The sequence below is a fragment of the Cellulomonas sp. P5_C6 genome (assembly GCF_054049635.1).
The window spans coordinates 1-7292 of sequence record NZ_JBFULZ010000200.1; the positions used below are offsets into that span (position 1 = coordinate 1).

The following is a 7292-nucleotide window of genomic DNA, read 5'->3' on the forward strand; positions in this document are numbered from 1 at the left end:
TCCCGGACCCGTCCTCCCGCAGGATGAGCCGGGCCGCCGCCAGGTCGTCGCGCCCGATGCCGTGCCGCCGCCGCGCCCAGGGGTGGTCCGGCGGGACGACGACGACCAGCTCGTCGTGCGCGACGGTCCGGGACCRCACCGTCCGCGGGACCGTGGGCCCCTCGACATAACCGAGGTGCGCGTCGCCGCGAGCGACCGCGGCGGCCACGGTGACGGAGTTGCCGGGCACGACGTGCAGGGACACCCCGGGATGGCTCCGGCGCAGTCTCCCCGCCCAGGTAGGCAGCAGCACCTCCGAGATCGTGCTGCTGGCCGCGACGGTCAGCTGCGTGCCGGCCGACCGCAGGCCCTCGACGCCCTCCTCGAGGGCGCCCGCCGCTTGGATCACGCCGTCCGCCCAGGACAGGACGAGCTGCCCGGCGCCGGTGGGGCGCACCCCGAGCGACGTGCGCTCGAAGACGGCGACCCCCAGCAGCGCCTCGGCGGCGCCGACCCGTGCGCTGACCGCCTGCTGGCTGATGCCGAGATGGCTCGCGGCCAGGCCCATGCTGCCGTGGGCGGCGGTCGTCGTGAGCGCGAGGAGCTGCTCCAGGCTGGGCACGCGGGCGAGGGAGGGCACGTCGACCAGGGTAGCCCGCCACAACCGCCGCTTGTGGGTCCACAACGATGCGGCCCCTACGCGAGGCGCGCGCGCCCCGTCAGGCTCGACCCATGAGCACGACGACCCTGACCGCCGGCCGACGGACCACTCCGGTGCCGACGAGCGTTCCGCCGGCCGGGCCGGCGTGGTTCCCGGCGGTCATGGGCACCGCGATCCTGGCCACGCTGCTCGGGCACGAGGCCGCCCGGGTGCCGGCCCTGCTCGCCCCGGCCGCGGCGATGCTGGCGGTGGCTGTCCTGCTCCTGGTCGGCCTCGGGGCCGCGTTCGTGCGCCGCGTCGCCCGGGACCGGTCCGCGCTGACCGCCACGCTCCGGGACCCGGCGGTCGCCCCGACGTGGGGCACGGTCGCGATGGGGCTGCTGGCCAGCGGTTCCGCCGTGCTGACGGTCGCTCCGCAGCTCGGCGGTGGGCTCGGTCCCGGGGCGCTGCGGGTCGACGCGATCCTCTGGACCGTCGGGACCGCGCTCGGCCTGGTCACGACGGCCGGGTTCGTCGCCGCGGCGCTCACGCGTGACGTGGGACGTCCGGTGCCGGCCTGGGGGCTGCTGGTCGTGCCGCCGATGGTCTCCGCGACGACGGGCGCCGCTCTCCTGCCCTCCGTGGGCGCTCCCCTGGCTCACGCGGTGCTCCTCGCGACCGTCGTCGCGTGCTTCGTCCTGTCCCTGGTGCTCGGGGGCCTCGTCTTCGCCGTCGCGTACCGCCACCACGTCCGGGTGGCGCACCTGCCGGTCGCCGCGTCGGTGTCGGCCTGGATCCCGCTGGGGATCGTCGGCCAGTCCACAGCGGCCGCGCAGGCCATCGCCGGCCAGGGCGGCCCGCTCCTCGACCCGGGGGCCGCGGCCGCGGTGCACGGGATGGCCGACGCGTTCGGCTACGGCATGCTCGCGCTGAGCATCCCGGTCGTCGTCCTCGCCGTGCGCGTCACCGTCCGGGGATTCCGGGCCGGGATGCCGTTCACGCCCGGCTGGTGGGCGCTGACGTTCCCCGTCGGCACGCTCGCGCTCGGTTCGCTCCTGCTCGGCGACGCCACCGGCAACGTCGCCGTCAGCGCGCTCGGGCACGCGGCCGTCGTCGCCCTCGTCGGCACCTGGACCTTCTGCGCCGTCGCGACCGCGCGTGCTCTGGCGGACGCCGCCGCTCGCTGACGCGGACGGTCGCGCGCACGACCCCGAGCGAAAGGTCCCCCCGCGACGGCCCCCGCCCCAGTAGCCTCGTCGCTGTCCGCGCGCTGCTCAGCGCGGGGATGCGGGGCGCAGCGCCGGCGAGATCCGTCACCAGCCAGGAGGCTCGATGGCCGTGAGGCCGGACCGGTCGGGACTCGTCCGCGTGTGGTCGTCGGCAGCCGACGCCCCGCGGCTGCGTCGACCGACGGACGTCCTCCTGCTCGTCGCCTCGATCGTCGCGCTCGGGATCGTCGCGCTGGCGGCACCCGGCCCGTCGGGCGCCGACGACGCGGTCAAGGCGCTGCTCACGTGGCTCGAACCCGTCTTCGGCTGGCTGTGGAACGTCGTGTACGCCCTCATGGCGCTGTGGGCCCTCGGGGTCGTGCTGCTCGCGGCGCTGAGCCGAGGCCGGCGACGCCTCCTGCTCGACCAGGCGACCGCCGCGGTCCTGGCGTTCGCGTCCGCGATGGGCGTCGGGGCCCTGGCCGGGACGGACGCGTCCAAGAGCATCGACGCGCTGGTGTCGTCCGGTCCGCCGGTCGTCTACATCGCCACGCGCGTCGCGGTGCTGGCGGCGGTGCTGGTGACGGCGTCCCCGCACCTCGCCCGGCCCTGGAGGTACGCCGGGCGCGTCGTCATCGGGCTGGGCGCGTTCGCCGCGATCGGCCTCGAGACCACCAACCTGCTCGGCGCGAGCGCCGCCATCGCCGTCGGCATCGCTGCCGCCGCGATCGCCCACCTGCTGCTCGGGTCCCCGCAGGGACGCCTGACCACCGCGCAGGTCCAGGTCGCGCTCGCGGACCTCGGCGTGCGCACCACGCGGGTCACCCCGGCCGTCAGCATGGAGTCCGGGCGGTACCTGCTGGACGGGCGGACCGAGGAGGGCGCCGACGTGCTGGTCCGGCTCTACGGCCGGGACGCGTGGGACAGCCAGGTGGTGGGGTCGCTGTGGACCGCCCTGACCCGCCGCGGCGAGCGGGCGCACGTGGGCGGGAGCCGGCGGTCCCGCGTCGAGCACGAGGCGTTGCTGACCCTCCTCGCCGCGCAGGCGGGGGTCCCGACCCTCGACGTCGTCGCCGTCGGCGTGGCCGAGCAGGGTGACGCCCTGCTGGTCTCGAGCGCGCCCCGGTCGTCGCTCAGCGAGCTCGGTGACCACGAGCCCGAGCTGCTCGACGACGACCTGCTCGGCGACATGTGGCGCGCCCTCCTCACGCTGAACGACGCGGGGATCGCCCACGGGACCATCGACGGCCACCACGTCGTCCTGCGGACCGACGGCACCGTCGCCCTCGCGGACTTCGACTCGGCGCGGACGGCCGCCGAGCCGGGCGACCTGCAGACCGACCGGGCCCAGCTCCTGGTCGCCACGTCCCTGGCCGTCGGCCCTGACCGCGCCCTCGCGGCGGCCGTCGCCGCCCTCGGGCCCGACGGGCTCGCCGCCGTCCTGCCGTTCCTGCAGCCGGCCGCGCTCGGGCGCTCGACCCGGGCCGACGTGCGGTCGGCCACGTGGTCGATCGACGAGCTGCGGGACGCGGCGGTCACGGCGGCGGGTGTCGAGGAGCCCCCGCTGGAGCGCCTGCGGCGCGTGACGCCGCGCTCGATCGGGACGCTCCTGGTCGTCGCGCTGCTCATCTACGTGGTCATCACGCTGCTCGCGGGGGCCGACCTCGCCAGCGTCGCCGCCGCCCTCAGGTCGGCCGACCTGCCGTGGCTCATCGCCGCGCTCGCGCTCTCGCCGACCATCCAGACGGCGTTGGCCGGCTCGACGCTCGGCGCCACGACCGCGCGGCTGCGCTACCTGCCCGTCCTCATGCTCCAGTACGCCATCCAGTTCATCTCGCTGGTGGTGCCGGCCTCGGCCGCGCGGCTGGCGCTCGAGGTCCGCTTCTTCCAGAAGTTCGGCATCCCCGCGGCCACCGCCCTGTCGTTCGGGCTCATCGACAGCGTCAGCGGGTTCGTCGTGCAGATCACGCTGATCCTCGTGATCGTCGTGAGCGGGCTGCCCGGCTTCACCTCGAGCCTCGGGGCCGGGTCGCAGAGCTCCGGCTCGGGGTCGACCGGCCCGTCGCTGCTCGCGATCCTGCTGGCGCTCGCCCTCTTGGCCGTCGTCGTGACCGTGGTGGTGCCCCGGCTGCGCCACCGCCTCACCGCGTGGGTCCCGCGGATCCGCCGCGCGGTCACCGAGCAGGCGCAGTCGGCGCGCGCCGCGCTCGGCGTGCTGCGGCGCCCCGGGAAGATCTTCGCGATGCTCGGGGGGAACCTGGGCGCGCAGCTCCTGCAGGCCGCCGTCCTGGCGCTCTGCCTGCACGCGTTCGGGCAGACCGCCCACTTCTCGCAGCTCATCCTCATCAACACGGCCGTGAGCCTGTTCTCCGGCCTGATGCCCGTGCCCGGCGGGATGGGGGTCGCCGAGGCGGGCTTCACGCTCTGCCTGCAGGCCATCGGGGTACCCAGCGCGATCGCCGTGTCGACGGCCATCACCTACCGGCTCGTCACGTTCTACCTGCCGCCCATCTGGGGTGCGGCCGCGATGCGCTGGCTGCGTCGGCGCGAGTACGTGTAGGCACCCCCTCCCCGGGCCGCGTCGGGCGTTCTAGCCTGGGGGGTGAGGTGAGCCACCATGCACGCAGAGGTCGGTGACAAGGTCGTCATCCACGGCCGGACGGTCGGGACGGCGGACCGGAACGGGACAGTGATCGAGGCGCGGGGCGCGGACGGCCCGTACGTCGTGCGGTTCGACGACGGGCACGAGACGCTCGTCTCCCCCGGGCCGGACCTGACGGTCGTGCCGAAGGCCTGATCGGGTCCTACGACCCGACGAGGACCGCGGCCGCGACGAGCCGGGCGGGCTCGGACGCGCAGTCCAGCTCGATCCCGTCCTCGTCCGGGCCCAGGGGTTCGAGCGTGGCCAGCTGGGTGGCCAGCAGGGACACGGGCATGAAGTGGTCCTGCCGGGCCCGCATGCGGGCGGCGAGCTGGTCGCGGGTGCCGACGAGGTGCACGAACCGCAGGTCGGGGACCGCCGCTCGCAGCAGGTCGCGGTAGCCGCGGCGCAGCGCGGAGCAGGCGACGACGGCACCGTCCGGCGCGGCGGCCAGCGTGGTGCCGACGACGCGCAGCCACGGCCACCGGTCGTCGTCGGTCAGCGGTATCCCGGCCGCCATCTTCGCCCGGTTGGCCTGCGGGTGCAGGCTGTCGGCGTCGAGGAACGGGACGCCCAGCTCGTCCGCCAGCAGCGCGCCGACCGTCGACTTGCCGCAGCCCGAGACCCCCATGACCACGACGCGGTTCACCAGTCGTGCACCGTGCCGTCGGCCAGCCGGTTGTAGGGCAGGTAGGCGGTCTCGTACGGGTACTTGCCGGCCTCGTCCAGGTCGAGCTCGACGCCGAGGCCGGGCTGGTCGCCGGGGTGCAGGTAGCCGTCCGTGAACGTGAACGACTGCCGGAACACCTCGTCGGTCCGCGCCCCGTGCTTCATGTACTCCTGGATGCCGAAGTTGTGGATGGCGAGGCCGACGTGCATCTGCGCGGCCAGGCCGACCGGGGAGATGTCGGTCGGGCCGTGGAACCCCGACTTCACCTGGTACTGCGCGGCGTAGTCCATGACCTTCTTGAGCGGGCTGATGCCGCCGAAGTGGGTCGAGGCCGCCCGGACGTAGTCGATGAGCTGCTCCTTGATGAGCCCCTGGAAGTCCCACACCGTGTTGAAGATCTCGCCGATCGCCAGCGGGGTCGTGGTGTGCTGGCGGACCAGGCGCAGGGACTCCTGGTTCTCCGCGGGCGTGCAGTCCTCCAGCCAGAACAGGTCGTACGGCTCGAGCGACTTGCCCAGCTTGGCCGCCTGGATCGGGGTCATGCGGTGGTGCCCGTCGTGCAGCAGCGGCACCTCGGGTCCGAACTCGTTCCGGACCGCCTCGAAGACGGTCGGCAGGTGGCGCAGGTACGCGCGGGTGTCCCAGTCCTCCTCCGCCGGGTAGGCGCCGCGCTGGGCGGGCTCGTGGTCGTACCGCTCCTCGCCGGTGGACTGGGCGGCGATGCCGTAGATGGCCTTGAGGCCCGGCACGCCCGACTGCACCCGGATGGACCGGTAGCCCTGCGCCTGGTGCTCGCGGATCGAGTCGAACAGCTCGGGCAGGTCCGTGCCGGACGCGTGGCCGTACGCCATCAGCCCGTTGCGGCTGGCGCCGCCGAGCAGCTGGTAGACGGGCATGCCGGCCGCCTTGCCCTTGATGTCCCACAGGGCCATGTCGACCGCGCCGATCGCGGCCATCGTCACCGGCCCCCGGCGCCAGTACGCGCTGCGGTACAGGAACTGCCAGGTGTCCTCGATCCGGTGCGGGTCGCGGCCGATCAGCAGCGGCACCACGTGGTCCCGCAGGTAGCTCACGACGGACAGCTCCCGGCCGTTCAGGGTGGCGTCCCCCAGGCCGGTCAGCCCGTCGTCGGTGGTGATCTTCAGGGTGACGAAGTTGCGGTTCGGGCTCGTGACGACGACGTCGGCGGCGACGATCTTCATGCTCGTGCTCCTGTGAGAGTGGGCTGACTGACGGCGAGTGCCTCGGCGACGTGGCGCGCGAAGACGTCCGAGCGGGCGAGGCGGGGTGCGAGCGAGGCGAGGGCGAGGCGCGCGCGTGCGACGCTCCCCTGCCCGTGCAGCCGCGCGGCGAGCGCGACAGCCCCGGCGTCGGAGACGGCGACGTCGACGACGTCGAGGTGCGTGATCCAGGCGGCGACGACGCCGGCCCCGGCGCGCCCGACAGGCAGGCCGGCCGCGGCGCGTGCCTGCACGACGGCGAGGACGCGGACGGGAAGCTTCTGGGAGCCGTCCCGGGCGATCTGGGCGAGGCGGTGCTCGATGCGCGCGTTGGCGAACCGGTCCCGCAGGGCCGCGAGGTAGTCCTCCACGGGCGCCGGCAGCACGTCGGCGGCCTCCTGCCAGAGCAGCTCGAGCTGCGCGCGGCAGACCGGGTCCGCGAACGCCTCGGCGACCGTGGCCCGGCCGCGGGCGAGCCCTTCGTAGGCGAGCAGGGAGTGGCCGGCGTTGAGCAGCCACAGCTTGCGGCGCTCGTCCGGCTCGAGGTCGTCGACGAACCGCGCTCCGGCCAGCTCCCACGCGGGACGCCCGGCCGGGAACGCGCCCTGGAGCACCCACTCGCTGAACGGCTCCGTGACGACCGGCGCGCGGTCGTCCCGGCCCGTGAGCACGCGCACGGTCGCCCGGTCGGTGTCGGTGGTGGCCGGCGTGATCCGGTCGACCATCGTCGAGACGAACGAGACGTTCTGCTCGATCCAGCGGGCCAGGTCCGGGTCGACCGCGACGGCGAGGTCCAGCGTCACGCGGCGCAGCACGGCGCCGTTGTCGGGCAGGTTGTCGCAGCTGACGACCGCGATCGGTCCGGCGCCGGCCGCGCGGCGGGCGCGCAGCCCGTCCACCAGCCGGCCCGGTGCCGTGACCGCGTCGACGGCAC

Annotated in this window: 7 protein-coding genes; 3 read left to right on the forward strand and 4 right to left on the reverse strand. The window is 74.8% G+C overall.

The features are described 5' to 3' along the window. Positions 1-619 (reverse strand): LysR family transcriptional regulator (locus tag ACXJKG_RS17635; RefSeq protein ID WP_456847044.1); only part of this gene is annotated, 619 nt, incomplete at its 3' end. Between the two features lie 92 nt (positions 620-711). On the opposite strand from ACXJKG_RS17635, the gene ACXJKG_RS17640 reads away from it, so the two are divergent. From ACXJKG_RS17640 to ACXJKG_RS17650, 3 genes are all read left to right on the forward strand, one after another. Next, positions 712-1806, forward strand: a complete 1095-nt coding sequence (locus ACXJKG_RS17640) for an SLAC1 family transporter (RefSeq protein ID WP_456847045.1) — start codon at positions 712-714, stop codon at positions 1804-1806. 145 nt (positions 1807-1951) lie between these two features. Beyond that, on the forward strand, positions 1952-4387 hold the full coding sequence (locus ACXJKG_RS17645; protein WP_456847046.1) for a lysylphosphatidylglycerol synthase transmembrane domain-containing protein: 2436 nt from the start codon (positions 1952-1954) through the stop codon (positions 4385-4387). 57 nt (positions 4388-4444) lie between these two features. After that, a complete protein-coding gene (locus ACXJKG_RS17650) occupies positions 4445-4624 on the forward strand; it encodes a DUF1918 domain-containing protein (RefSeq protein ID WP_456847047.1) in 180 nt (59 codons plus the stop codon). Positions 4625-4631: 7 nt separating this feature from the next. Here the strand turns inward: ACXJKG_RS17650 and ACXJKG_RS17655 are convergent, their stop codons facing one another. The 3 genes from ACXJKG_RS17655 to ACXJKG_RS17665 form a co-directional block, all read right to left on the reverse strand. After that, positions 4632-5117, reverse strand: a complete 486-nt coding sequence (locus tag ACXJKG_RS17655) for a gluconokinase (protein WP_456847048.1) — start codon at positions 5115-5117, stop codon at positions 4632-4634. Next, on the reverse strand, positions 5114-6340 hold the full coding sequence (gene manD, locus ACXJKG_RS17660; protein ID WP_456847049.1) for a D-mannonate dehydratase ManD: 1227 nt from the start codon (positions 6338-6340) through the stop codon (positions 5114-5116). The genes ACXJKG_RS17655 and manD overlap by 4 nt, the downstream gene beginning before the upstream one ends. Continuing rightward, a partial coding sequence (locus ACXJKG_RS17665) for a mannitol dehydrogenase family protein (protein WP_456847050.1) occupies positions 6337-7292 on the reverse strand: 956 nt, incomplete at its 5' end. The genes ACXJKG_RS17665 and manD, both read right to left, overlap by 4 nt.